The organism is Agrobacterium sp. GW821-FHT14E08 (genome assembly GCF_058803865.1).
On sequence record NZ_JBXAPJ010000001.1, the window covers coordinates 704637 to 728728 of the forward strand.

General features: G+C 59.0%; 22 protein-coding genes and 1 tRNA gene. All 23 read left to right on the top strand.

Translation table 11 applies throughout. The features are described from left to right. Nucleotides 1–115: 115 nt before the first annotated feature. Nucleotides 116–192: transfer RNA gene (locus AC1ROR_RS03445), tRNA-Asp, on the top strand. Nucleotides 193–630: 438 nt separating this feature from the next. Next, nucleotides 631–996 (top strand): NADH-quinone oxidoreductase subunit A, encoded by a 366-nt coding sequence (locus AC1ROR_RS03450; RefSeq protein ID WP_003496469.1) that lies wholly within the window; start codon nt 631–633, stop codon nt 994–996. Beyond that, entirely contained in the window at nt 987–1571 is a 585-nt protein-coding gene (locus tag AC1ROR_RS03455; protein WP_003496467.1) for a NuoB/complex I 20 kDa subunit family protein, read from the top strand. Before AC1ROR_RS03450 ends, AC1ROR_RS03455 begins: the two co-directional genes overlap by 10 nt. 20 nt (nt 1572–1591) lie before the next feature. Further along, nucleotides 1592–2194: an NADH-quinone oxidoreductase subunit C gene (locus AC1ROR_RS03460; RefSeq protein ID WP_035217676.1), complete on the top strand. Its 603-nt coding sequence runs from the start codon at nt 1592–1594 to the stop codon at nt 2192–2194. Next, nucleotides 2191–2619, top strand: a complete 429-nt coding sequence (locus AC1ROR_RS03465; RefSeq protein ID WP_035217672.1) for a GFA family protein — start codon at nt 2191–2193, stop codon at nt 2617–2619. Before AC1ROR_RS03460 ends, AC1ROR_RS03465 begins: the two co-directional genes overlap by 4 nt. A 1-nt stretch (nt 2620) precedes the next feature. Beyond that, nucleotides 2621–3811 carry an NADH-quinone oxidoreductase subunit D gene (locus AC1ROR_RS03470; protein ID WP_003496461.1) on the top strand — a complete coding sequence of 397 codons (1191 nt, stop codon included), beginning with the start codon at nt 2621–2623 and terminating at the stop codon, nt 3809–3811. Next, nucleotides 3811–4071, top strand: coding sequence for a hypothetical protein (locus AC1ROR_RS03475; RefSeq protein WP_003496459.1), 261 nt, complete (start codon nt 3811–3813; stop codon nt 4069–4071). The genes AC1ROR_RS03470 and AC1ROR_RS03475 overlap by 1 nt, the downstream gene beginning before the upstream one ends. Nucleotides 4072–4087: 16 nt before the next feature. Then, entirely contained in the window at nt 4088–5185 is a 1098-nt protein-coding gene (locus AC1ROR_RS03480; RefSeq protein ID WP_035217669.1) for an NADH-quinone oxidoreductase subunit E, read from the top strand. A gap of 10 nt (nt 5186–5195) precedes the next feature. Further along, nucleotides 5196–6500 carry an NADH-quinone oxidoreductase subunit NuoF gene (gene nuoF / locus AC1ROR_RS03485; protein ID WP_003496455.1) on the top strand — a complete coding sequence of 435 codons (1305 nt, stop codon included), beginning with the start codon at nt 5196–5198 and terminating at the stop codon, nt 6498–6500. Between the two features lie 149 nt (nt 6501–6649). Further along, nucleotides 6650–8731: an NADH-quinone oxidoreductase subunit NuoG gene (nuoG, locus tag AC1ROR_RS03490; protein ID WP_498588605.1), complete on the top strand. Its 2082-nt coding sequence runs from the start codon at nt 6650–6652 to the stop codon at nt 8729–8731. A gap of 13 nt (nt 8732–8744) precedes the next feature. Further along, nucleotides 8745–9791, top strand: a complete 1047-nt coding sequence (gene nuoH / locus AC1ROR_RS03495) for an NADH-quinone oxidoreductase subunit NuoH (protein ID WP_003496451.1) — start codon at nt 8745–8747, stop codon at nt 9789–9791. Nucleotides 9792–9827: 36 nt separating this feature from the next. Further along, nucleotides 9828–10319, top strand: coding sequence for an NADH-quinone oxidoreductase subunit NuoI (gene nuoI, locus AC1ROR_RS03500; protein ID WP_003496449.1), 492 nt, complete (start codon nt 9828–9830; stop codon nt 10317–10319). Between the two features lie 136 nt (nt 10320–10455). Further along, the gene (locus AC1ROR_RS03505) at nt 10456–11070 is read left to right on the top strand and encodes an NADH-quinone oxidoreductase subunit J (RefSeq protein ID WP_035217664.1); all 615 of its coding nucleotides are present in this window, start codon (nt 10456–10458) and stop codon (nt 11068–11070) included. Nucleotides 11071–11098: 28 nt separating this feature from the next. Continuing rightward, complete coding sequence (gene nuoK / locus AC1ROR_RS03510) at nt 11099–11407, top strand: NADH-quinone oxidoreductase subunit NuoK (protein ID WP_003496445.1); 309 nt, start codon at nt 11099–11101, stop codon at nt 11405–11407. Nucleotides 11408–11414: 7 nt separating this feature from the next. Beyond that, nucleotides 11415–13412, top strand: a complete 1998-nt coding sequence (nuoL, locus tag AC1ROR_RS03515; protein ID WP_003496443.1) for an NADH-quinone oxidoreductase subunit L — start codon at nt 11415–11417, stop codon at nt 13410–13412. Next, entirely contained in the window at nt 13412–14923 is a 1512-nt protein-coding gene (locus tag AC1ROR_RS03520) for an NADH-quinone oxidoreductase subunit M (protein WP_003496441.1), read from the top strand. The genes nuoL and AC1ROR_RS03520 overlap by 1 nt, the downstream gene beginning before the upstream one ends. 18 nt (nt 14924–14941) lie before the next feature. Continuing rightward, nucleotides 14942–16384, top strand: coding sequence for an NADH-quinone oxidoreductase subunit NuoN (gene nuoN / locus AC1ROR_RS03525; protein ID WP_035218873.1), 1443 nt, complete (start codon nt 14942–14944; stop codon nt 16382–16384). Nucleotides 16385–16440: 56 nt separating this feature from the next. Then, entirely contained in the window at nt 16441–17151 is a 711-nt protein-coding gene (locus tag AC1ROR_RS03530; RefSeq protein WP_167377520.1) for a biotin--[acetyl-CoA-carboxylase] ligase, read from the top strand. 204 nt (nt 17152–17355) lie between these two features. After that, nucleotides 17356–19023: a ribonuclease J gene (locus AC1ROR_RS03535; protein WP_035217657.1), complete on the top strand. Its 1668-nt coding sequence runs from the start codon at nt 17356–17358 to the stop codon at nt 19021–19023. A 179-nt stretch (nt 19024–19202) separates the two neighbouring features. Next, nucleotides 19203–19472: a DUF1467 family protein gene (locus AC1ROR_RS03540; protein WP_035217654.1), complete on the top strand. Its 270-nt coding sequence runs from the start codon at nt 19203–19205 to the stop codon at nt 19470–19472. Nucleotides 19473–20200: 728 nt separating this feature from the next. After that, on the top strand, nt 20201–21523 hold the full coding sequence (gene proS / locus AC1ROR_RS03545; protein WP_498588606.1) for a proline--tRNA ligase: 1323 nt from the start codon (nt 20201–20203) through the stop codon (nt 21521–21523). Between the two features lie 124 nt (nt 21524–21647). Then, nucleotides 21648–22955 carry a lipoprotein-releasing ABC transporter permease subunit gene (locus tag AC1ROR_RS03550; RefSeq protein WP_035217652.1) on the top strand — a complete coding sequence of 436 codons (1308 nt, stop codon included), beginning with the start codon at nt 21648–21650 and terminating at the stop codon, nt 22953–22955. A 15-nt stretch (nt 22956–22970) separates the two neighbouring features. Continuing rightward, a complete protein-coding gene (locus tag AC1ROR_RS03555) occupies nt 22971–23654 on the top strand; it encodes an ABC transporter ATP-binding protein (RefSeq protein WP_035217649.1) in 684 nt (227 codons plus the stop codon). Nucleotides 23655–24092: the final 438 nt, after the last annotated feature.

The window sequence follows — 24092 nt, forward strand, 5'->3', positions numbered from 1 at the left end:
CGGGTGTAGCTCAGTCGGTTAGAGTGCCGGCCTGTCACGCCGGAGGTCGCGGGTTCGAGCCCCGTCACTCGCGCCATCCTGTTCCTCGGAAAACACAGATGAATGTCTGTGGTGCGCGGGTGTAGCTCAGTCGGTTAGAGTGCCGGCCTGTCACGCCGGAGGTCGCGGGTTCGAGCCCCGTCACTCGCGCCATTTCTTCTTCCTGAAATGTCTCCTCAAAAATAGATCGACGCGCCGTCTGCGCGACTCCGTTTTTTTGACGATTCCGGCACCTGATTCCGGTCTTTTCAGATGCGATTTTTCCTGCTTTTTTTACTCAAGTTTCGGTCTCCCGATATCGTCACTTCGCCGCCATTTCGACGTAAAATTCGTGTGACTTTTTTGCGGTTGCGTCCTTCAATCGATTATTATTGTATTTGAGGGGCTTAGGTCGGAATTGTGGCCCAAATTTGCGTCAATTCCGGCAATATTGTTGCCAATCAATGCGGCAGGTGTCTTGAAATGGTGCCTAAACTCTTGCAGAGAGAGCGCGGCTGCGCTAACCACTTTGGCGTTGCAACATATTTGTGCGCCTTGAGACTTATCAGTCGCAAAGGCAGGTCCGGCACCCGGCCGGGCAGGGAAGAGACCATGACTGAACTCCTCAGTTCCTACATTCCGATCGCAATCTTCATCGGTATCGCTCTCGTCATTGGCCTGGCGCTTCTCATTGCGCCTTTCGCGGTTGCCTACAAGGCTCCGGACCCGGAAAAGCTTTCCGCTTTCGAGTGCGGTTTCAACGCCTTCGACGATGCCCGCATGAAGTTCGATATCCGTTTTTATCTGGTGTCGATCCTGTTCATCATCTTCGATCTGGAAGTCGCCTTCCTCTTCCCCTGGGCGGTGTCTTTTGGTGAGATGGGCTGGTTCGGTTTCTGGTCGATGATGGTATTCCTCCTCGTCCTCACCATCGGCTTTATCTATGAGTGGAAGAAGGGAGCGCTGGAATGGGCATGAGCCAGAACAACAGCACGCTCGTTGCGCCGCAGCCGAAGGGGATCATCGATCCCTCGACCGGCAAGCCGGTTGGCAGCAACGATGCCTACTTCACGGAAATCAACGACGAGCTGGCCGACAAGGGCTTTCTCGTCACCTCGACCGACGAGCTGATCACCTGGGCGCGCACCGGCTCCCTGATGTGGATGCAGTTTGGTCTCGCCTGCTGCGCCGTCGAAGGCCTGATGCAGGCGTCCGGTCCGCGTTATGACATGGAACGCTTCGGTGTCGCCCCTCGCGCTTCACCGCGCCAGTCGGACGTGATGATCGTCGCTGGCACGCTCACCAACAAGATGGCGCCCGCTCTGCGCAAGGTCTATGACCAGATGCCTGAGCCGCGTTACGTTATCTCCATGGGCTCCTGTGCCAATGGCGGCGGTTATTATCACTATTCCTACGCTGTCGTGCGCGGCTGCGACCGCGTCGTGCCGGTGGATATCTACGTTCCGGGCTGTCCCCCCACGGCGGAGGCGCTGCTTTATGGCGTGCTTCTGCTGCAGAAGAAGATTCGTCGTACCGGTACGATCGAGCGCTAAGGGCAAAGGACGGATTAAGAATGAGCGAAGCTCTCAACGATCTTGCTGCTTACGTTAAGGAAGCGCGCGGTTCCCTCGTGGTGTCGGCTGATATCGCCTATGGCGAACTGACGCTGAACACGACGCCTGAAAGTGTGATCGCGCTTTTGACCTTCCTGCGTGACGACGTGCAGTGCGGTTTTGTCAATATCATCGACATTTGCGGCGTTGACTGGCCGCAGCGCGAAAAGCGTTTCGATGTCGTCTATCACCTGCTGTCGCCGCGCCAGAACCTGCGCGTCCGCATCAAGCTGCAGGTAGCGGAAGATGAGGGCGTACCGTCTTCGACCTCCGTTTACATGGGTGCCGAATGGTTCGAGCGCGAAGCCTGGGACATGTATGGCATTCCGTTCGAGGGCCATAAGGACCTTCGCCGCATCCTCACGGATTACGGTTTCGAAGGCCATCCCCTGCGCAAGGATTTTCCGGTTACCGGCTTTGTGGAAGTACGTTACGATGACGTGCTGAAACGGGTTCTTTATGAACCGGTCGAACTGAAGCAGGAATTCCGCAACTTCGATTTCCTCTCCCCATGGGAAGGAACCGAATATGTTCTCCCGGGTGACGAAAAGGCCAAGCAATGAGCCAAGCCCCCGCGACAGAGCATGCGCAATGTCTTTGCGGCGCCGTCGGCTTCAACGCCGTCATCGGTGCCCGTGAATTTGGCGTTTGCCATTGCTCCATGTGCCGCCGCTGGTCCGGCGGTGCGTTTCTGGCTGTCGAATGCGCTGATATCTCCGTCGAAAACGAAGAGAACCTCGGCGTCTATTCCTCGTCGGAATGGGGTGAGCGCTGCTTCTGCAAGAACTGCGGCAGCACGCTGATGTGGCGTTCCAAGGACGGCAAGCATTTTGCCGTTTCGCTGCAGGCTTTCGATAACCCCTCCAGTTTCAAGTTCGCGTCGCAGATTTTCACGGATGAGAAGCCTTCGAGCTATTCTTTCGCTGAAACCACGCAGAACATGACCGGCCCCGAATTCATCGCCATGATCACCTCGGCGGAGCACTAGAATGACTGAGCATAACGTCCGCAATTTCACGATCAACTTCGGTCCGGAACACCCCTCCGCGCACGGCGTGCTGCGTCTGGTTCTGGAACTCGACGGCGAAATCGTCGAGCGCGTCGATCCGCATATCGGTCTTCTGCACCGCGGCACCGAAAAGCTGATCGAGACCAAGACCTATCTGCAGGCCGTTCCTTACTTCGACCGCCTCGACTACGTCGCGCCGATGAACCAGGAACATGCTTTCGCGCTCGCTGTCGAAAAGCTGCTCGGCCTCGAAATCCCGATGCGTGGCCAGCTGATCCGCGTGCTTTATTCGGAAATCGGCCGTATCCTGTCGCACATCATGAACGTCACGACGCAGGCCATGGACGTCGGCGCAATGACGCCGCCGGTCTGGGGTTTCGAAGAACGCGAAAAGCTGATGGTGTTCTATGAGCGCGCCTGCGGCGCCCGCATGCACTCGGCCTACGTTCGTCCGGGCGGCGTGCATCAGGACCTGCCCCCGGAACTGGTCGATGATATCGGCAAATGGTGCGATCCATTCCTCACCGTTCTCGACAATATCGAGGGCCTGCTGACCGATAACCGCATCTACAAGCAGCGTAACGTCGATATCGGCGTCGTCTCGCTTGAAGACGCCTTTGCCTGGGGTTTCACGGGCGTGATGGTGCGCGGTTCGGGCGCTGCCTGGGATTTGCGTCGCGCGCAGCCCTATGAGTGCTATTCCGATCTCGAATTCGACATTCCCGTTGGCAAGAATGGCGACTGCTATGATCGTTACCTGATCCGCATGCAGGAAATGCGCGAATCCGTAAAGATCATGAAGCAGTGCGTCGATCTTCTCTCCGGCAAGCATCGCATCGGCCCTGTGTCCTCGCTTGACGGCAAGGTGGTTCCGCCGAAGCGTGGCGAGATGAAGCGTTCGATGGAAGCGCTGATCCACCACTTCAAGCTCTACACCGAAGGTTACCACGTTCCGGCCGGCGAAGTTTACGCCGCCGTCGAAGCGCCGAAGGGCGAGTTCGGCGTTTACGTGGTCGCCGATGGTTCGAACAAGCCCTACCGTTGCAAGATCCGCGCGCCGGGTTACGCACACCTGCAGGCTATGGATTTCCTGTGCAAGGGCCATCAGCTTGCCGACGTTACAGCCGTTCTCGGCTCCCTCGACATCGTGTTCGGGGAGGTCGACCGCTGATGCGTCTGCCGCTCGCCATTCCGGCTTTTCTTGCTGCGATGTCGACCCCCGTTCTCGCCCAGACGGCGACGGACGAGGGCGGCGTATCGCTGTCGAGCGGCGGCGGTTCCACCATCAAGCAGCTTCTGTCTTCGGGCTTCGAGATCAAGGCCTCGGTTCCCAACGGCAGCAAGTTCATCGTGTTCATGCAGAAAGACAAGGCGGCTTACGCCTGCGAATTCGTCACGGTGGCGAGATCGCGTTGTGAGACGTTAAACTGAAAAGGCGTGAGGAAGTATGTCCGTTCGTCGACTAGCCGAAGATCAGTTCCAGCCCGTGGCATTTGCCTTCAACCAGGAAAACACTGCCTGGGCTGAGAAGACGATCAAGAAATATCCCGAGGGACGCCAGCAATCGGCGGTCATCCCGCTGCTCATGCGTGCGCAGGAGCAGGACGGCTGGGTTACCCGCGCCGCCATCGAAAAGATCGCCGACATGCTGGATATGGCCTATATCCGCGTCATGGAAGTGGCGACCTTCTACACCCAGTTCCAGCTGAAGCCGGTCGGCACGCGCGCCCACGTTCAGGTCTGCGGCACCACGCCCTGCATGCTGCGCGGCTCGGAAGCGCTGATGGATGTCTGCCGCAAGAAGATTCACCACGATCCGCTGCACACCAATGAGAGCGGCACGCTCTCCTGGGAAGAAGTGGAATGTCAGGGCGCCTGCGTCAACGCGCCGATGGTCATCATCTTCAAGGATGCCTATGAGGACCTGACGCCAGAGCGTCTGGAAGAGATCATCGACACGTTCGAAGCGGGCAAGGGCGACACCGTCAAGACCGGTCCGCAGATCGACCGTCACGAATCCGTGCCGGTCGGTGGACTGACGACGCTGACGGAAGAGATCAAGCCGGATCGTTCCAATCTCGACAAGCCGGCCGAAGTGCCTGCGGATGCCGCACCGGTTCCGCCGTCCAACGCCGCCAAGCCGAAGACCGATGCGCCGGAGACCGATCCGAAGCTGAAGACGCCGGCAAACGAGCCGAAGGCTGCGGAAGCCAACGTCAAGGCCGCCGAAAAGGAAGCTTCGGGATCTGCGAAGCCGTCGCTCGATTCCAAGGATCGTCCGGCCGGCATCGAGAAGCCTGCCACGCCCGACGACCTGAAGCTCATTTCCGGCGTCGGTCCGAAGATCGAAGGCACGCTGCATGAGCTCGGCATCTTCACCTTCGCGCAGGTCGCGGGCTGGAAGAAGGCCGAATGCGACTGGGTTGACGGTTATCTGAATTTCAAGGGCCGCATCGAACGCGACGAGTGGATCAAGCAGGCCGAGGCGCTCGCCAAGGGTGGCGAAGCCGAGTATATCAAGGTCTTCGGCAAGAAGCCGCGGTAAGAGGTGAAGCATGTTAAAAGATCAGGATCGCATCTTTACCAATCTCTACGGCCTCAAGGACAAGTCCCTGAAGGGCGTGAGAGCGCGCGGCCATTGGGACGGCACCAAGCAGATCATCGAAAAGGGCCGTGACTGGATCATCAACGAGATGAAGGCATCAGGCCTTCGCGGTCGCGGCGGCGCTGGCTTCCCGACGGGTCTCAAGTGGTCCTTCATGCCGAAGGAAAATGACGGCCGCCCGCATTATCTCGTCGTCAACGCCGACGAATCCGAGCCCGGCACCTGCAAGGACCGCGAAATCCTGCGCAACGATCCGCATACGCTGATCGAAGGCTGCGTTATCGCCGGTTTCGCCATGGGCGCGCATACCGCCTATATCTACGTTCGCGGCGAATATATGCGCGAGCGTGAGGCGCTGCAGGCGGCCATCGACGAATGCTACGATGCCGGCCTGCTCGGCAAGAACAACAAGAACGGCTGGGATTTCGACATCTACGTCCATCACGGCGCGGGTGCCTATATCTGCGGCGAAGAGACAGCTCTGCTCGAAAGCCTGGAAGGCAAGAAGGGCCAGCCGCGCCTGAAGCCGCCGTTCCCGGCCAATATGGGTCTTTACGGCTGCCCGACGACCGTTAACAACGTTGAATCGATCGCCGTTGCGCCGACCATCCTGCGCCGAGGTGCTGCATGGTTCTCGTCCATCGGCCGTCCGAACAATGTCGGCACCAAGCTGTTCATGGTCTCCGGCCATGTCGAGCGCCCGTGCACCTTCGAAGATGCGCTGGGCCTGTCCTTCCGTGAGCTGATCGAGCGCCATTGCGGTGGCATTCGCGGCGGCTGGGACAATCTGCTCGGCGTCATCCCCGGCGGCGCATCCTGCCCCATCGTTCGCGGTGAGGACATGAAGGACGCCATCATGGACTTTGACGGCATGCGCGAAGTGAAGTCTTCCTTCGGCACCGGCGGCATGATCGTCATGGACAAGTCCACCGACGTCATCAAGGCGATTGCCCGCATCGCGGCCTTCTTCAAGCATGAGAGCTGCGGCCAGTGCACGCCGTGCCGCGAAGGCACCGGCTGGATGTGGCGCGTGCTGGAGCGCATGGTCAAGGGTAACGCGCAGAAGCGCGAAATCGACATGCTGTTCGAAGTGACGAAGCAGATCGAAGGCCACACCATCTGTGCGCTCGGCGACGCCGCCGCATGGCCGGTACAGGCGCTGATCCGCAATTTCCGTCCGGAAATCGAAAAGCGCATCGACCAATATACCTACAGGGCCATGGATGATGGCGCTGTTCTGGAAGCCGCTGAATAAGCATTGAGGCTTCAGGCGGAGCCGGAATTTTCCGGCCTCGCGACACCATGAAGCGTCTGGCAGACGATACGAGTGCCGGGCGTGATTAAGGATTTGTTGCGGACCGTGTGAGACATGGGACGAACAGGCAACAGGACGTAAGTAGGACCATGGCAAAGCTCAAGGTTGACGGTAAAGAGATCGAGGTTCCGGATCATTTCACGCTGTTGCAGGCGTGCGAGGAGGCTGGTGCCGAAGTTCCGCGCTTTTGTTTTCATGAGCGCTTGTCGGTCGCGGGTAACTGCCGCATGTGTCTCATCGAGGTGAAGGGCGGACCGCCCAAGCCCGCCGCATCCTGCGCCATGGGCGTTCGCGACGTTCGCGGCGGCCCGAACGGCGAATTGCCTGAGGTTTTCACCAACACGCCGATGGTCAAGAAGGCCCGCGAAGGCGTGATGGAATTCCTGCTCATCAACCACCCGCTTGATTGCCCGATCTGCGACCAGGGCGGCGAATGCGACCTGCAGGACCAGGCCATGGCCTTCGGTATCGCCGGTTCGCGTTACGCGGAAAACAAGCGCGCGGTTGAAGACAAATATATCGGACCGCTGGTCAAGACGGTCATGAACCGCTGCATTCACTGCACGCGCTGCGTCCGTTTCACCACGGAAGTGGCCGGCATTGCCGAACTTGGCCTTATCGGCCGCGGCGAAGATGCCGAAATCACCACCTATCTCGAGCAGGCCATGACCTCGGAGCTGCAGGGCAACGTTGTTGACCTTTGCCCGGTCGGCGCGCTCACCTCCAAGCCTTTCGCCTTCACCGCCCGCCCGTGGGAGCTGAACAAGACCGAAACCATCGACGTGATGGACGCGCTCGGTTCGGCCATCCGCGTCGATACCCGTGGCCGCGAAGTCATGCGCGTCATGCCGCGTGTCAACGAGGCGATCAATGAAGAGTGGATTTCCGACAAGAGCCGTTTCATCTGGGACGGCCTGAAGACGCAGCGCCTTGACCGCCCTTACGTCCGCAAGGATGGCCGCCTGCAGCCTGCAAGCTGGGGTGAAGCCTTCGGTGCGATCAAGCAGGCGGTTGCCGCAACGTCCGGCAACAAGATTGGTGCGATCGCCGGCGATCTGTCGTCCGTGGAAGAAATGTTCGCGCTGAAGTCGCTTCTGGCGTCGCTCGGCTCGGCCAATGTCGATTGCCGTCAGGATGGCGCTGCACTTGATCCTTCGCTCGGCCGCGCCAGCTACCTGTTCAACTCCACCATCGAAGGTATCGAGCAGGCCGACGCCCTGCTGATCGTTGGTTCCAACCCGCGTTACGAAGCGGCCGTGCTCAACGCCCGCATCCGCAAGCGCTGGCGTCGCGGCGGTTTCCCGATCGGCGTGATCGGTGAAGCCGGTGAGCTTCGCTACAATTACGAATATCTCGGTTCCGGCGCTGAAACGCTGTCCGACTTGGCCAATGGTTCGCACAGCTTCGCTGGCAAGCTGAAGTCCGCCAAGAACCCGCTGATCATCATCGGCCAGGGTGCTCTGGCGCGCGCCGATGGTGCAGCCGTACTGGCTGCCGCCGCCAAGCTCGCTACCTCGGTAGGTGCTGTCACCGAAGAGTGGAACGGCTTCTCGGTTCTGCACACCGCCGCTGCCCGCGTCGGTGGTCTCGATATTGGCTTCGTGCCGGGCGAGGGCGGTGTTGCCGCCGCTGAAATGGTCGCGTCCATGGACGTTCTCTTCCTGCTCGGCGCCGATGAACTCGACCTCTCCAACAAGGGCGCCAAGTTCACCGTCTATATCGGTAGCCATGGCGACCAGGGCGCGATGAACGCCGACGTCATCCTTCCGGGTGCGGCCTATACCGAAAAATCCGGTATCTGGGTCAACACCGAAGGTCGCGTGCAGCTCGGCAACCGCGCCGGTTTCGCACCGGGCGAAGCCCGCGAAGACTGGGCGATCCTGCGTGCGCTTTCCGATGTTCTCGGCAAGAAGCTGCCGTTCGATTCGCTGTCTGCCCTGCGCGGCCAGCTCTATGTCGCGCATCCGCATCTTGCGGAAACCGACGAGATCGTCGCCGGCAAGGCCACGGATATCGAAGCGCTGGCTGCCAAGACCGGCTCACTCAACAAGTCGGCGTTTGCCTCGCCGGTTAAAGACTTTTATTTGACGAACCCGATTGCGCGCGCATCCGCCGTCATGGCCGAGTGCTCCGCATTGGCCCGCAACAATTTCCAGGCTGCGGCAGAGTAAGGGTAGGGGATTTATGGAACAGTTTTTCTGGAGCTACGTCTGGCCCGCGCTGATCATGGTCGGCCAGTCCCTGCTGCTTCTCGTTTGCCTTCTGGTGGCCATCGCCTTCCTGCTGCTCGCCGACCGCAAGGTCTGGGCAGCCGTGCAGCTGCGCCGTGGTCCGAACGTCGTTGGTCCCTTCGGTCTCTTCCAGTCCTTCGCCGACCTTTTGAAGTTCATCTTGAAGGAACCGGTCATTCCGGCCGGCGCCAACAAGGCCGTCTTCCTTCTGGCGCCGCTGGTTGCGGTGACGCTGGCGCTCGCCACCTATGCCGTCATTCCCTTCAACGAAGGCTGGGTCGTCGCCAATATCAATGTCGGCATTCTCTATATCTTCGCGATTTCTTCGCTTGAAGTATACGGCATCATCATGGGCGGCTGGGCTTCGAACTCGAAGTATCCGTTCCTTGGCGCGCTGCGTTCGGCAGCACAGATGGTGTCCTACGAAGTGTCGATCGGCCTTGTCATCGTCACCGTTCTGCTTTGCGTCGGTTCGCTGAACCTGACGGACATCGTTCTGGCCCAGAAGACTGGCCTCGGCACCATGCTTGGCCTGCCGGCCTCGTTCCTTGACTGGCACTGGCTGTCGCTGTTCCCGATGTTCATCGTGTTCTTCATTTCGGGCCTTGCCGAAACCAACCGTCCGCCCTTCGACCTTCCGGAAGCGGAATCGGAACTGGTCGCCGGTCACATGGTCGAATATGGCTCCACGCCTTACATGATGTTCATGCTCGGCGAATATGCTGCGATCGTCCTGATCTGCTGCCTGACGACGATCCTGTTCATGGGCGGCTGGCTGCCGATCGTGGATGTGTGGTTCCTCAACTGGGTTCCGGGTATTGTCTGGTTCGCGTTGAAGGGCTGCATGGTCTTCTTCATGATCGCTCTGACCAAGGCTTTCGTTCCGCGTTACCGTTATGACCAGCTCATGCGTCTCGGCTGGAAGGTGTTCCTGCCCCTGTCGCTCGCCATGGTCGTTATTGTTGCATTCGTATTGAAGCTGACGGGGTGGGCCGGTTGATGTCCGTACTCCTTGCTCAGAAATCTGGAGACTGAGATGGCAAGCCTCTCCCAAGCCGTCAATTCACTGTTCCTCAAGGAGTTCGTGGGCGCGATCCTGCTCACGATGCGCCACTTCTTCAAACAGAAGGCAACTGTGAACTATCCTTTCGAAAAGGGCCCGGTCTCTCCGCGTTTCCGCGGCGAACATGCGCTGCGCCGTTATCCGAACGGTGAAGAACGCTGCATCGCCTGCAAGCTGTGTGAAGCGATCTGTCCCGCTCAGGCGATCACCATCGAAGCCGGCCCGCGCCGCAATGACGGCACCCGCCGCACGGTGCGTTACGATATCGACATGGTGAAGTGCATCTATTGCGGTTTCTGCCAGGAAGCATGCCCGGTGGACGCCATCGTCGAAGGCCCGAACTTCGAATTCGCGACGGAAACCCGCGAGGAGCTTTATTTCGACAAGCAGAAGCTTCTCGACAATGGCGACCGCTGGGAGCGTGAAATCGCACGCAACCTCGCACTGGATGCGCCTTACCGTTAAGGCGCAACCGTCTTTCCGGGGGAAACCCCGGAAAACGATGAAAAGTAAAATGCCTGCGCGGTTTTCGCCGGCGGGGACGAAACGGGTGAGGGGCCTTCGAGCCATCTTTGCCCGATGAGGACAAGAAGGCACCAACATGGGTCTGCACGCTGTATTCTTTTATATATTCGCTTTCGTCGCCGTGGCGTCTGCGTTCATGGTCATCGCATCGAAGAACCCTGTTCATTCGGTGCTGTTTCTGATTTTGACCTTCTTCAACGCAGCCGCGCTGTTCCTGCTGACGGGCGCCGAGTTCCTCGGCATGATCCTGCTGGTGGTTTATGTCGGCGCCGTGGCGGTGCTCTTCCTCTTCGTCGTCATGATGCTGGATGTGGATTTCGCGGAGCTGCGCTCCGGCGTGCTGCAATATGCCCCGGTTGGCGCGCTGATCGGTGTGATCCTTGCGGCGGAACTGATTGTCGTTGTCGGCGGCAGCGTCTTGAACCCGCAGGCGGCGAAATCGATCACCATGCCGATCCCGCCGGTCACCGAGCGCACCAACACCGCAGCCCTCGGCGACGTGCTGTATACCAATTACATCTACTTCTTCCAGCTCGCCGGTCTCGTGCTGCTGGTGGCCATGATCGGCGCCATCGTGCTGACGCTGCGTCATCGCACCGACATCAAGCGGCAGGATATCTCCACCCAGGTCGGCCGTGACCCGAAGACTGCCGTTACCACGGTCAAGGTCAAGCCGGGCCAGGGCATCTGAGGCGCGAACGGATCCAAGGAAACAGAATATGGAAATCGGTCTTTCCCACTACCTGACGGTCAGCGCGATCCTCTTCACGATCGGCATCTTCGGCATCTTCCTCAACCGGAAGAACGTCATCGTCATCCTCATGTCGATCGAGCTTATCCTGCTGGCGGTCAACATCAACATGGTGGCCTTCTCGGCTTTCCTGAACGACATTGTCGGCCAGGTCTTCGCCTTGTTCATTCTGACCGTCGCAGCCGCCGAAGCGGCCATCGGTCTTGCAATACTCGTTGTCTTCTACCGCAACCGCGGATCGATCGCCGTCGAAGACGTCAATATGATGAAGGGCTGATAAGGCTATGATCTACAAGGCTATCGTCTTTCTTCCCCTGATCGGCTTCCTGATCGCCGGCCTGTTCGGCCGCTCGATCGGCGCCAAGGCTTCGGAATATGTCACCACCGGTCTGATGATCGTGGTCGCCATCCTGTCGTGGATCGTCTTCTTCACCGTCGCGCTCGCCCATGGTGAGCCGGGCGAGGTGATCAAGGTCACCGTGCTGCGCTGGATCCAGTCCGGCGGCATCGATGTCGAATGGGCCTTCCGCATCGACACGCTGACGGCTGTCATGTTCGTCGTGGTCAACACGGTCTCGACGCTCGTGCATCTCTATTCGATCGGATACATGCACCACGATCCGCATCGTCCGCGCTTCTTCGCCTATCTGTCGCTCTTCACCTTCGCCATGCTGATGCTGGTGACCTCCGACAACCTGCTGCAGATGTTCTTCGGCTGGGAAGGCGTGGGTCTGGCGTCCTATCTGCTGATCGGCTTCTGGTTCAAGAAGCCGTCCGCTTCGGCCGCAGCCATGAAGGCCTTCATCGTCAACCGCGTCGGTGACTTCGGCTTCATTCTCGGCATTGGCGGCGTGTTCGTGCTGTTCGGCTCGATCAATTTCGAAACGATCTTCGCTGCCGCTGCGACCTATCTGCCGGCTGAAGGTGCCGCCTCCACCGACACCGTCATCAACCTGTTCGGCATGCAGCTGGACAAGGCCAATGCGATGACGGGCGTCTGCCTGCTGCTCTTCATGGGCGCCATGGGTAAATCGGCGCAGTTCCTGCTGCACACCTGGCTGCCGGACGCGATGGAGGGCCCGACCCCGGTGTCTGCCCTCATTCACGCCGCAACCATGGTTACCGCCGGCGTCTTTCTCGTCGCCCGCATGTCGCCGCTTTTCGAACTGTCGCATGATGCGCTCACCGTCGTGACGCTGATCGGCGCGATCACCGCCTTCTTCGCGGCAACCGTCGGCCTCGTGCAGAACGACATCAAGCGCGTCATCGCCTATTCGACCTGCTCGCAGCTCGGTTACATGTTCGTGGCGCTTGGCGTCGGCGCTTATGGCGCTGCCGTGTTCCACCTCTTCACGCACGCCTTCTTCAAGGCCCTGCTGTTCTTGTGCGCCGGTTCGGTCATCCATGCCGTCGATGGCGAGCAGGACATGCGTTACATGGGCGGCCTGCGCAAGCATATCCCCATCACCTTCTGGACCATGACCGTTGGCACCCTGGCGCTGACCGGCGTTGGTATTCCGGGCACGATGATCGGTTTTGCCGGCTTTTTCTCGAAGGACGTCATCATCGAATCCGCTTACGCGTCCCATTCGGTTCTCTCGGGTGTCGCCTTCACGCTGCTGGTCATCGCGGCCCTGTTCACCAGCTTCTACTCCTGGCGTCTGGCTTTCATGACCTTCTTCGGCAAGCCGCGCGCTTCGGCCGATGTGATGCACCACGTGCATGAATCGCCGATGGTCATGCTGATCCCGCTTTTCATCCTCACCGTCGGTGCGATCTTCGCCGGTGTGGCCTTCGAAGGTTATTTCTTCGGTCACGAATATGCCGAATTCTGGAAGGGGGCTCTGTTTACGCTTCCGGAAAACGAGATCCTCGAAGAGTTCCACCACGTTCCGCTGTGGGTGAAGTGGAGCCCGTTCTTCGCCATGGCGCTTGGTTTCGTGACCGCCTGGTACATGTACATCAAGTCGCCCGAGACACCGAAGCGTCTGGCCGAGACCCATCGTGGCCTCTACCAGTTCCTTCTCAACAAGTGGTACTTCGACGAACTCTACGACTTCCTCTTCGTACGTTCCGCAAAAGCGCTCGGTCGCTTCCTGTGGAAGAAGGGCGACGTCGCCGTCATCGACCACTATGGACCGAACGGCATTGCAGCGCGTGTGGTTGACGTGACCAACCGCATGGTCCGCCTGCAATCCGGTTACCTCTATCATTATGCCTTTGCGATGCTGATCGGCATCGCGGCGCTTGTCACATGGATGATGCTCGGGAGTGCCCTCTGATGACCGATTGGCCCATTCTTTCAACGGTCACCTTTCTGCCGCTCGTCGGCGTGGTGCTCCTGCTTCTGACGAATGAGAACGGCCCTTATGGTCGCCGCAACATTCTCAATGTCTCGCTGCTGACGACCGTTTTCACCTTCCTGGTGTCGCTCTTCATCTGGATCGGTTTCGATAATTCGAATCCCGGTTTCCAGATGGTGGAAAAACACGCCTGGTTCGGCAACATCGCCGCCTACCATCTGGGTGTCGACGGCATCTCCATGCTGTTCGTCATCCTCACCACTTTCCTCATGCCCTTCTGCGTGCTGGCAAGCTGGGATTCGATCGAGAAGCGCGTCAAGGAATACATGATCGCCTTCCTGCTGCTGGAAGTCGTCATGATCGGCGTCTTCGTGGCGCTGGATACGGTTCTTTTCTACGTCTTCTTCGAAGCGACGCTGATCCCGATGTTCATCATCATCGGCGTCTGGGGCGGCAAGGATCGCGTTTACGCCTCCTACAAGTTCTTCCTCTACACGCTGCTCGGCTCGGTTCTGACCATGCTCGCCATCATGGCCATGTACTGGCAGGCCGGCACGACCGACATGACGGAACTCTTGAAATACGGCTTCCCGGCCGGCATGCAGACCTGGCTGTGGCTTGCCTGCTTCGCGGCCTTCTCGGTCAAGATGCCGATGTGGCCGGTGCATACCTGGCTGCCGGATGCCCACGTTCAGGCCCCGACCGCAGGCTCCGTCATTCTTGCCGGCGTCATGCTGAAGCTCGGCGGTTACGGTTTCATCCGCTTTTCGCTGTCGATGTTCCCGCTGGCCTCTGATTATTTCGCACCCTTCGTCTTCACGCTGTCGGTTCTCGCCATCATCTACACCTCACTGGTCGCGATGATGCAGGACGACATCAAGAAGCTGATCGCCTATTCTTCCGTTGCCCATATGGGTTACGTGACCATGGGCATCTTCGCCGCCAACGTTCAGGGCGTGCAGGGCGCGATCTTCCAGATGCTGTCGCACGGTATCGTCTCTGGCGCACTCTTCCTCTGCGTCGGCGTTGTCTATGACCGGCTGCATACCCGCGAGATTTCCGCCTATGGCGGCCTCGTCAACAACATGCCGAAATATGCGGTCGCCTTCATGGTCTTCACCATGGCCAATGTCGGTCTGCCCGGCACGTCTGGCTTTGTCGGTGAATTCCTGACGTTGATCGGCGTATTCCGCGCCAACACGCTGGTCGCGCTGTTTGCGGCAACCGGCGTCATCCTCTCGGCCGCTTATGCGCTGTGGCTTTACCGCCGCGTGATTTTCGGTGCGCTTGAGAAGGAAAGCCTGAAGGCGATGCTCGATCTGTCGACCCGCGAAAAGGTCATCCTTTATCCGCTTGTCGTCCTGACGATCTTCTTCGGCGTCTATCCGGCGCCGGTGTTCGATGCCACCGCCGCATCGGTCGATCTTCTGGTAAACAACTATACGGCTGCATTGCAGGCGGCGCAAAATGTTGCGCTCACTATGAATTGACGACAGGACCCGTTGGACATGACCGCTGAAATCCTTTTTGCCAGTCTGCACATCGCGACGCCCGAGCTGATCCTTGCGGTCGGCGCGCTGGCGCTGCTCATGATTGGCGTCTTCTCGGGCGACAAGTCGACAACGACGGTCACGGGCCTCTCCGTGGCCCTGCTGCTCGTCGTCGGTCTCTGGATCGTCTTTGCGCCCGCTTCGGGTGTGGCCTTCGGCGGCGTTTACGTCGCCGATGCCTTCGGTAACTTCATGAAGGTGCTGGCGCTGATCGGCTCGATCACCGCCATGATCCTTTCTGTTGGCCAGGGCCGTTTCGAGCCGGTCGGCCGGTTCGAATATCCCGTGCTGCTGGTTCTGGCGACCCTCGGCATCCTGCTGATGATCTCGGCCAACAACCTGATCTCGCTCTATATGGCGCTTGAATTGCAGTCGCTTGCACTTTACGTCGTCTGCGCCATCAACCGGGAAAGCCTGCGCTCCACGGAAGCGGGCCTGAAATATTTCGTGCTTGGCGCGCTGTCTTCCGGCATGCTGCTTTATGGCATGTCGCTGGTTTACGGCTTCACCGGCAATACCGGCTTTGCCGAAATCGCCCAGGTGCTGACGGCCGAGACCCGTTCGCTCGGCCTCGTTTTCGGCCTGGTCTTCGTTCTCGCCGGTCTGGCATTCAAGATTTCCGCCGTGCCGTTCCACATGTGGACGCCTGATGTCTATGAAGGCGCGCCGACCCCGGTCACCGCCTTCCTGTCCGCGGCTCCCAAGATTGGCGCCATGGCGATCTTCGTTCGCATCGTCATTGATGCGTTCCAGCCGGTTTTTGCCGACTGGCAGCAGATCGTCGTCTTCATCTCCATCGCTTCCATGCTGCTCGGCTCGTTTGCCGCTATCGGCCAGAAGAACATCAAGCGACTGATGGCCTATTCTTCCATCGGTCACATGGGTTACGCGCTTGTCGGTCTGGCGGCGGGTACAGAGGCTGGTGTTTCGGGCGTCATTCTCTACATGACCATCTACATGGTCATGACGCTTGGCACCTTCGCCTGCATTCTCTCCATGCGCCGTAAGGAAATCGGCAATGTCGAGACTGTCGAGGATCTGGCCGGGCTTTCCTCCACCAACCCCTTCATGGCGGTTGTGCTGACGATCCTGATGTTCTCGCTTGCCGGCATTCCGCCGCTCGCCGGCTTCTTCGGCAAGTATTACGTTTTCCTCGCAGCCATCGAAGCCAAGCTTTATCCGCTCGCCATCATCGGCGTGATCGGTTCGGTCGTCGGCGCTTATTATTATATCCGCGTCGTCAAGGTCATGTGGTTCGATGAAGCCAAGGGTAGCTTCGAACGTCCGGCCGGTGAACTGAAGGTCGTTTATGCGCTCTCCGGACTGTTCGTTGTCGCCTTCATCGTCTTTGGCGGTGCGCTCGGCAATGCGGTCACGGTCGCGGCAAAGACGTTCTTTTGACCAATACGCCCAAGCATACGGGCCGGGTGTCCATCGATGACTTCCGGCACGAGGCGATGGTGGAAACACCATCGACCAATATAGAATGTTTTGCCCGGGCGCGGGCGGGCGATGGCGGCAATCTGTGGATCACCGCCATCCGCCAGACCGGCGGGCGCGGTCGTCGCGGTCGGCCATGGGTTTCCGAACCCGGCAATCTCTACGCCTCGCTTCTTCTGATCGATCCCGCTCCGATGGATCGCATAGGCTCTCTGCCGTTGGCCTTCGCGCTCGCCGTCTATCGCGCCATCCGTGCGGTCCTGCCGACAGGCGGTGCCCCGCTTGAAATCAAATGGCCGAATGACGTGCTGATTGGTCGTCAGAAAACCTGCGGCATTTTGATGGAAGCGGAGCTTCTGCCGGACGGACGGCGCGCCATCGTCATCGGCATCGGCATCAATATCGCCCACAAGCCGGAAAACCCGCTTTATCCCGTTACCATGTTGTCCGAACACGGTGCTTCCTGTTCACCCGACGAACTCTTCGCCCATCTTTTCCGCGAAACGGCGGATGTGCTGACGGGCTGGGATGAGGGCAGGGGCGTGGCCGGTGTCATGGCCGGCTGGCGGGCGGCCGCCTGCGGTATCGGCGAACATATCACCGTCAACTTCCCCGATCGCTCGATCGGCGGGCGTTTCGTCGGAATTGATGATAATGGTTATCTGCTGCTGGACGAGGATGAGGGTACAAGACGCTCCATCGCCGCCGGCGACGTCTTTTTCGGATGAGGTGCGCGGTGTGGGCTGAAGGCCTGCGCCGAACCGGATCCCACAGGTTGGAGCTTTCCTGCAGCTCTTGAAAAGCAGGGTGGCAGACCGGCTCCGCATCGGCCCGGTCGATCAGATGATTTAACAGGTCCGATGCTGGTAACCGGCGCGGGGCACGGCAGATCGCCGTCGCTCGCGCGCTCTCGTGAATGGATAAGAAGAACAATGGCTAAACAGGACGAACTGGTATTTTTGCCGCTTGGCGGCGTCGGTGAAATCGGCATGAATCTGGCGCTTTACGGATACGGTCCGGCAAGCAAGCGCGAATGGATCATGGTGGATTGCGGCGTGACCTTTGCCGGTCTTGATCTGCCGGGTGTCGATCTGGTGTTGCCTGACATCACCTATATCGCCGAGCAGAAGAAAAACCTCAAAGGCATCATCATCACCCATGCCCACGAGGACCATTACGGCGCGCTGAACGATCTGTGGCCCGGCCTCAACGTGCCGGTTTATGCCTCGGGTTTCACGGCGGGCATGCTGGAGGCGAAACGCGCCTATGAGGGTACCCGCGCCGAAATTCCGGTGACGCCGTTCAAGGCGGGCGACCGCATCAATGTCGGCCCCTTTGAGATCGAGGCTGTCGGCGTCAACCACTCCATTCCCGAGCCAATGTCGCTGGTCATCCGCACGCCGCTCGGTAACGTCATTCACACCGGCGACTGGAAAATCGACGAGGCGCCGTCGCTCGGTCCGTTGACGGATGAAGCCCGCTTCCGCGCCATCGGCGAAGAGGGCGTGCTGGCGCTGATGTGCGACAGCACCAACTCGGTTCGTGACGGTGTCTCGCCTTCCGAACACGAGGTTTCCGAAGGCCTGCGGCAGATCATCGAAAATGCTGAAGGCCGAGTGGCCGTCACCACCTTCTCCTCCAATGTCGGGCGCATCCGCTCGATTGCGCAGGCTGCGGAGGCGGCAGGCCGTGAAGTTCTGCTGCTTGGTTCCTCGCTGAAACGCGTCGTCAACGTCTCGCAGGATCTCGGTATCATGGAGGGCATCAAGCCATTCCTCGCCGAAGACGAATATGGCTACATTCCACGCAACAAGGTGGTGCTGATCCTCACCGGTTCGCAGGGAGAACCGCGCGCAGCACTGGCCAAGCTTTCGCGTGACGAGATGCGCAATGTGGCGCTGGCTGCGGGAGACACCGTCGTGTTTTCCTCGCGCGCCATCCCCGGCAATGAGAAGGCGATCATCGATATCAAGAACGGCCTGATCGAGCAGGGTGTCCATATCATCACCGACAATGAGGCTCTGGTTCACGTTTCCGGCCATCCGCGCCGCAACGAACTTTTGAGAATGTATGAATGGACGAAGCCGCAGATCGTCGTGCCTGTTCATGGCGAGGCTGCGCATCTGGTGGCTCAGAAGGAACTGGCTGAGCAGGCCGGCATTTCGCAGGTGCCGAAGGTGCGTAACGGCAATATTCTGCGCCTGGCGCCCGGCCCGGCGGAAGTCATCGACGATGCACCGCATGGCCGCGTTTTCAAGGATGGCAACCTCATCGGCGACATGGATGAGATGGGCATCAGCAATCGCCGCAAGCTTTCCTTCGCCGGCCATGTCTCCGTTAATGTCGTGCTGGACAGCCGTTACGACTTCCTCGGCGATCCCGATGTCGTGCCTTTCGGCCTGCCGGAATTCGATGATGAGGGCGAGGACATGGAGGATACGCTTTATGACGCCGTTCTCGGCGCCGTGGAGAGCATCCCTCGCGCCCGTCGCAAGGATCTGGAACTGCTGCGCGAAGCGGTGCGCCGCGCCGTGCGCGCCGCAGCCAACCAGACCTGGGGCAAGAAGCCGATCGTGACGGTTTTCGTCACGAAGGTCTAAGCAGCCGGAAAGCCTGATGGCGGTCAGTTGCTGAGCAACGATCACCTTATTCGAGACAGGGCTTGCGCTGTAAAGCGCGGCCCTGTTTCCATTCATGGCTTTTTACGCTTGTGGCAGGGAAGTGATTCCGGTTTACGGATGAATGCGTTACAAAGGACGCATTATGCAGGGAGGATGTTATGCCGCTTCTTTCGGTCTTCGCCGTTTATTTCATCGTCTGGTGGACGGTTCTTTTCATCGTGCTGCCGATCGGACTTCGTACCCAGGCGGAAGAGGGCGATGTGGCGCTGGGCACGGTCGCAAGCGCACCGTCGCGGTTCAGAGGCGGTCGCATCGTCCTGTGGACGACGCTGATATCGGCGTTGATCTGCGGCATCTGGTATGGCGGCGGTTGGTGGTTCGGCATCAGCCTTGACGATCTGCCGAGAATTATTCCCGTTTACGACTGAAGTATCGTCCTTCTAGGCTCGGGCCGGAATTCACGCCGCCAAATGCCTGTCTTGGAAACAGTTTGCATCCTGCGAGACGCTGGGCGAAATGAATCTAGGATCAAGGCCGCAATGACGGGGGTATGGCGACACTCTGGCGGTGCTGTCCGCTTCTACACAGGGCGCAGGAGATTGTCATATGGATGTCATCTCCGTCGTGCACACAGCATGAGCGTGTCTGGCACCCGATTCACCGCCACAATTTTACCGGAATGGCGAGCCGGGTTGTAGTCGCGTCGATGAATCAAAAAAAAACAAGGCTTTTCAGCCTTGTTTTTCAGGTTTCGCGTGATCTGTAACCGTTGCCGGGGCTGCGAACGAGCGCGCCTAAGATCTGATCCTCCCAAGACTGACCGCGAAAACGGCAAGAATTTAGACTTCCTGCCTCTTTTGTAAGCTAAAGCTAGCTTAATCACCCATGCTTGTCATCTCATTTTTTGCATATTTGTTACAGTCGGCAAAAAATTCCCTGTGGTGCAATTTGTCGCACCGGAACAAGAATAATATTCCCATCAAAGCGTTTTGACGCGAATTAGCTATCGCGAAAATGCCATGAAATCGCCTTGCGGGCTCTTTTCATGGCGGGTTTTCTTCTTGGCGGGAAACGGCTATATCCGGCGCCAATATCCCTTTATTCGGGGCGATTCCCGCGCCTTTGCGCGCTCTCGTCCACATCAATGGAAGCCGTCATGCGTCTCAGCCGTTATTTCATGCCCATCCTGAAGGAAAACCCCAAGGAAGCGGAGATCGTCTCCCACCGCCTGATGCTGCGCGCGGGCATGATCCGGCAGCAGTCGGCTGGCATTTATTCCTGGCTGCCGCTCGGCAAGCGTGTGCTGGACAAGGTCAACAGGATCATCCGGCAGGAGCAGGATCGCTCGGGCGCCATCGAGCTTCTGATGCCGACGCTGCAATCGGCCGAGCTCTGGCAGGAAAGCGGTCGTTATGATGACTACGGCAAGGAAATGCTGCGCATCAAGGACCGTCAGGACCGCCAGATGCTTTATGGCCCCACAAACGAGGAGATGATCACCGACATCTTCCGTTCCTATGTGAAGTCCTACAAGAACCTGCCGCTGAACCTCTATCATATCCAGCTGAAGTTCCGCGACGAGGTTCGTCCGCGTTTCGGCACCATGCGCTCGCGTGAGTTCCTGATGAAGGACGCCTATTCCTTCGATCTGACCAAGGAAGACGCGATCCATTCCTATAACAAGATGTTCGTGGCTTACCTGCGCACCTTCGAGCGCCTTGGCCTGCGCGCCATTCCGATGCGTGCCGATACCGGCCCGATCGGCGGCAATCACAGCCATGAATTCATCATTCTGGCCGATACCGGCGAATCCGAAGTCTTCTGCCACAAGAGCTTCCTCGACCGCGCCATTCCCGCTGAAAATACCGATTTCGACGATGTCGCGGCGCTTCAAGGCGTTTTCGACGAATGGACGGCCGATTACGCCGCCACTTCCGAAATGCACGACGAAGCCGCCTATGACTCCATTCCCGATGGCGAGCGCCTTTCCGCACGCGGTATCGAAGTCGGCCATATCTTCTATTTCGGCACCAAATATTCCGAGCCGATGGGCGCGAAAGTGCAGGGCAAGGACGGCAAGGAACACCCTGTCCACATGGGTTCCTATGGCATTGGGCCGACACGCCTTGTTCCCGCCATCATTGAAGCATCGCATGACGAGAACGGAATCATCTGGCCTGCTTCGGTTGCTCCTTTCGATGTTGTCATCATCAACATGAAGGCTGGCGACGAGGCCTGCGATGCGGCTTGCGAAAAGCTGTATTACTCGCTGTCGAACGCCGGCAAGGATGTTCTTTACGACGACACAGACGATCGTGCCGGCCAGAAATTTGCCACCGCCGACCTCATCGGCGTGCCGTTGCAGATCATCGTCGGACCGCGTTCGGTCGCGAATGGCGAAGTCGAAGTGAAGGACCGCAAGACCGGCGAACGTGAAACCGTCACGATCGAGGCGGCAATGAACAGGGTGCTTGCCTAAGCACGAATGGAAAGATGGGAGCGGCCTTCACCCGAAGACCGCTCCAGTTTTAGAGCGGATGCCGCAGAGATTGGGACCGGTCTTTGAAAAGACCGATCTTGCAAGGTGAGATCAGGGAGACGAAATGGCAAAGGCCGAGGCTGACAAGGGTGCGGCTCCTTCCGTCCGGGAAAAGACCGCCCGGCCGTTTTCCGCTTTCGAGCGCATGGTGGCCTGGCGTTATCTGCGGTCACGGCGCAAGGAAGCGTTCATTTCCGTCATCGCCGGCTTCTCCTTTGTCGGCATCATGCTGGGTGTTGCGACGCTGATCATCGTCATGGCTGTGATGAACGGTTTCCGCACGGAGCTGATTTCGCGCATTCTTGGCATTAACGGCCACATGATCGTTCAGCCGATCGACCAGCCCTTCAATAATTATGATGAGCTGGCGAAGAAGTTCGCTGCCGTTCCGGGTGTCACCATGGCCTTGCCGCTGGTGGAAGGCCAGACCCTGGCCTCCGGTCGCGGCGGTGCAGGCTCCGGCGCGCTGGTGCGCGGTGTGCGTCAGGACGATATCGACAAGATCAAGGAAGTCTCCACCAACATCAAGACCGGCGACCTCGTTGGCTTCATGGCGGGAGACGGGGTTCTGGTGGGCTCGCGGCTCGCCGCCCAGCTTGGCGTGACGGCGGGCGACGACATCACCCTCATTTCGCCGGAAGGCGATGTGACGCCGATGGGTGTCAATCCACGCGTCAAATCCTACAAAATATCAGGTGTCTTCGAGATCGGCATGTCGGAATATGACGCCTCGATGATCTATATGCCCTTGTCGGAAGCCCAGCTTTATTTCAATGCCGACGGTATCGTGCAGTCCATCGAGCTTTATGTCAGCCGTCCCGACGATGTCGACGGAATCCGGCCTCTCGTGGAACAGGCCGCCGAACGGCAGATCTATATCACCGACTGGAGACAGCGAAACCAGACCTTCTTCTCCGCCCTGCAGGTGGAAAGAAACGTCATGTTCATGATCCTCACCCTCATCGTTCTGGTGGCGGCGCTCAACATCATTTCCGGCCTCATCATGCTGGTGAAGGACAAGGGTAGCGATATCGCCATTCTCCGCACCATGGGCGCCAGTTCCGGCGCCGTCATGCGCATCTTCTTCATGACCGGGGCGGCCATCGGCACGGTCGGCACCTTCGCCGGCGTGGCGCTCGGCGTCATCGTCTGCCTCAACGTGGAATCCATCCGGCAATTCTTCTCCTGGATATCAGGCACGGTATTGTTCGATCCGCAGCTCTATTTCCTGAGCCAGCTGCCGGCTGAAATGGATTTGAGCGAGACCATCACCGTCGTCATCATGGCGCTGACGCTTTCTTTCCTGGCAACGATCTTTCCGGCATGGCGGGCTTCCAAGCTCGATCCGGTGCAGGCCCTGCGTTACGAATAAGGACCGCTTCGCAATATGGCAAAAAAAACAGTGCTGCGGCTTACCGGCGTGGAACGGACTTACGGTCAGGGTGAAACGTCGCTTTCCATCCTGCGCAAGGCCGATTTTGAATTGAAGAGCGGTGAGATGGTGGCGCTCGTCGCCCCTTCGGGCACGGGTAAGTCTACGCTGCTGCATCTGGCAGGGCTTCTGGAACATCCCGATGCCGGCGAGGTCTTCATCAACGGTGCGCCCTGCAATGGGCTGGGCGACGAAACCCGCACGGCGATCCGTCGCAGCGATATCGGTTTCGTCTACCAGTTCCATCACCTGCTGCCGGAATTTTCAGCGGTGGAGAATGTGATGATGCCACAGCTCATCGCCGGTCTGACGCAGGCTGAGGCCCGCAAACGTGCCAGCGCGTTGCTCGACTATATGCGCGTCGGTCATCGCGGCGAACACCGCCCGGCCGAACTGTCCGGCGGTGAACAGCAGCGCGTGGCCATTGCGCGCGCAGTTGCCAATGCGCCGCTCCTGCTGCTCGCCGACGAGCCGACCGGCAACCTCGACCCGGAAACCGCGCATTATGTGTTCGATGCGCTGGAGGCGCTGGTGCGCCAGTCCGGTCTTGCAGCACTGATCGCCACCCATAATCACGAGCTCGCCAACCGCATGGATCGCCGTGTGACACTCGCCGACGGAAAGATCGTCGATTTCTGATCGTGACTGCACAGGGCGACCATTGTGACGCCCTGTCCGAACCGGTGAGTCTCCTCACCTGCGTCTCCCAGACGGCCGCTCGCCCTTCCACAACTGAATTTTTCCGAACCCGGATGCGTTTTTTGCCTCCGGGTTTTTTGCTTTGGAGTCAGGGGCTTGCCGACAACGCCGACGGAACCCCGGCTGATTCTGTTGCGTTAGCAAGGGGAACATCAGCAGAACCCTGTTGACAATCGAACAAAATGAGAACAAAGTTGGAACATAACGAGTAAGGAGAGACCAATGACTGATTTCATCCGTGACGTTGCCGCTTTCGCTTCCATCGCTGTCTTTGTTGCCAGCTTTTCGGTGATCCTCACCGCGCTGTGAAGGACGCACCGGCGCAGAAGCCTGTATAGAGGCCGCAAGGCTGTGGACTTTGAGCGCCGGAAATCGGAA

Coding starts and splice junctions, on each gene's coding strand:
- AC1ROR_RS03475 (WP_003496459.1), top strand. CDS start 3,811: ATGCGTCTGCCGCTCGCCATTCCGGCTTTTCTTGCTGCGATGTCGACC.
- AC1ROR_RS03450 (WP_003496469.1), top strand. CDS start 631: ATGACTGAACTCCTCAGTTCCTACATTCCGATCGCAATCTTCATCGGT.
- nuoL (WP_003496443.1), top strand. CDS start 11,415: ATGATCTACAAGGCTATCGTCTTTCTTCCCCTGATCGGCTTCCTGATC.
- nuoF (WP_003496455.1), top strand. CDS start 5,196: ATGTTAAAAGATCAGGATCGCATCTTTACCAATCTCTACGGCCTCAAG.
- AC1ROR_RS03465 (WP_035217672.1), top strand. CDS start 2,191: ATGAGCCAAGCCCCCGCGACAGAGCATGCGCAATGTCTTTGCGGCGCC.
- AC1ROR_RS03550 (WP_035217652.1), top strand. CDS start 21,648: ATGGCAAAGGCCGAGGCTGACAAGGGTGCGGCTCCTTCCGTCCGGGAA.
- AC1ROR_RS03530 (WP_167377520.1), top strand. CDS start 16,441: ATGGTGGAAACACCATCGACCAATATAGAATGTTTTGCCCGGGCGCGG.
- AC1ROR_RS03480 (WP_035217669.1), top strand. CDS start 4,088: ATGTCCGTTCGTCGACTAGCCGAAGATCAGTTCCAGCCCGTGGCATTT.
- AC1ROR_RS03520 (WP_003496441.1), top strand. CDS start 13,412: ATGACCGATTGGCCCATTCTTTCAACGGTCACCTTTCTGCCGCTCGTC.
- AC1ROR_RS03470 (WP_003496461.1), top strand. CDS start 2,621: ATGACTGAGCATAACGTCCGCAATTTCACGATCAACTTCGGTCCGGAA.
- nuoG (WP_498588605.1), top strand. CDS start 6,650: ATGGCAAAGCTCAAGGTTGACGGTAAAGAGATCGAGGTTCCGGATCAT.
- AC1ROR_RS03455 (WP_003496467.1), top strand. CDS start 987: ATGGGCATGAGCCAGAACAACAGCACGCTCGTTGCGCCGCAGCCGAAG.
- nuoI (WP_003496449.1), top strand. CDS start 9,828: ATGGCAAGCCTCTCCCAAGCCGTCAATTCACTGTTCCTCAAGGAGTTC.
- AC1ROR_RS03555 (WP_035217649.1), top strand. CDS start 22,971: ATGGCAAAAAAAACAGTGCTGCGGCTTACCGGCGTGGAACGGACTTAC.
- nuoH (WP_003496451.1), top strand. CDS start 8,745: ATGGAACAGTTTTTCTGGAGCTACGTCTGGCCCGCGCTGATCATGGTC.
- AC1ROR_RS03460 (WP_035217676.1), top strand. CDS start 1,592: ATGAGCGAAGCTCTCAACGATCTTGCTGCTTACGTTAAGGAAGCGCGC.
- nuoN (WP_035218873.1), top strand. CDS start 14,942: ATGACCGCTGAAATCCTTTTTGCCAGTCTGCACATCGCGACGCCCGAG.
- proS (WP_498588606.1), top strand. CDS start 20,201: ATGCGTCTCAGCCGTTATTTCATGCCCATCCTGAAGGAAAACCCCAAG.
- AC1ROR_RS03505 (WP_035217664.1), top strand. CDS start 10,456: ATGGGTCTGCACGCTGTATTCTTTTATATATTCGCTTTCGTCGCCGTG.
- AC1ROR_RS03540 (WP_035217654.1), top strand. CDS start 19,203: ATGCCGCTTCTTTCGGTCTTCGCCGTTTATTTCATCGTCTGGTGGACG.
- nuoK (WP_003496445.1), top strand. CDS start 11,099: ATGGAAATCGGTCTTTCCCACTACCTGACGGTCAGCGCGATCCTCTTC.
- AC1ROR_RS03535 (WP_035217657.1), top strand. CDS start 17,356: ATGGCTAAACAGGACGAACTGGTATTTTTGCCGCTTGGCGGCGTCGGT.